The organism is Microcystis sp. LE19-41.2A (assembly GCF_027530405.1).
Lineage (GTDB): Bacteria > Cyanobacteriota > Cyanobacteriia > Cyanobacteriales > Microcystaceae > Microcystis > Microcystis aeruginosa.
In genome coordinates this window covers 1-1,053 of sequence record NZ_JAPZQJ010000287.1, presented here as the reverse complement: position 1 = coordinate 1,053, position 1,053 = coordinate 1, and the positions used below count along the sequence as shown (strand labels likewise).

The 1,053-nt window shown below is 42.4% G+C and carries 1 protein-coding gene and 1 pseudogene; both read left to right on the top strand.

Translation table 11 applies throughout. The features are described from left to right. Positions 1-553: Uma2 family endonuclease (locus O9290_RS12280; RefSeq protein ID WP_288056701.1), on the top strand; the 553-nt coding region annotated here is incomplete at its 5' end. Between the two features lie 34 nt (positions 554-587). Continuing rightward, a pseudogene (locus O9290_RS12275) lies at positions 588-1,053 on the top strand (Uma2 family endonuclease); the annotation flags it as partial.

Genomic DNA, 1,053 nt, shown 5'->3' with positions numbered 1-1,053 from the left:
CCATCTTGAAGGAGAAATTCCTACCATCGTCCTAGAGTTTATCTCGGAAACCGAAGGGGGTGAATATTCCATCAACCCTCACTATCCCTATGGAAAATGGTATTTTTACGAGCAAATCTTACAAGTACCTGTCTATGGAATTTTTCAGCCAAAAACAGGAGAATTAGATGTTTATTGTTTAGTGGCAGGAAAGTATGAGCAGCAGTTGCCAGATGAGAATAATCGTTACTGGATAAAAGAACTTAACTTGTTTATCGGTATCTGGCAAGGAACCAAAGCTGAATTTACTACTAATTGGTTGCGCTGGTGGGATAAGTCGGGAAATTTGCTATTATGGGGCAGTGAGTTAGTAGAGCAAGAAAGGCAACGAGCCGAGCAAGAGCGTCAACGAGCCGAACAGGAAAAGCAACGAGCCGAGCAAGAGCGGCAACGAACCGAGCAAGAGCGTCAACGAGCCGAACAAGCTGAGTTAGAACTTGAGCAAGAACGAATTTCTCGCCAACGTTTGGTGCAAAAGTTAAAAGAGTTGGGAGTTAATCCTGAAAATCTATAGCCCATTTTAGATATTTGAATTAGTGAAATTACTTATGACAGCCATGCAACTACTTCAGTCAAACCCCCTACCAACTATTACCTGGGAAAAACTGCCAGAAGATTTCATTCTACCTGACGAACCTGTGGACAACAACTTGCAACCCCTATTAGCAGCAGCTTTACGGGAATCCCTAGAATTAGCAGGACTAATTCTGGAATCGATGCTAATTGCCTCTAATTTTGGCTTGTGTGCTACCGTTAAAACTCAAACTGTTGTCAAAGCACCTGATTGGGTTTATATTCCCTCGGTAAAACCGATTCCTAGCGGAAAAATTCGGCGCAGTTATACTCCCCATCTTGAAGGAGAAATTCCTACCATCGTCCTAGAGTTTATCTCGGAAACCGAAGGGGGTGAGTATTCCATCAATCCTCACTATCCCTATGGAAAATGGTATTTTTACGAGCAAATCTTACAAGTACCTGTCTATGGAATTTTTCAGCCAAAAACCGGAGAATTAG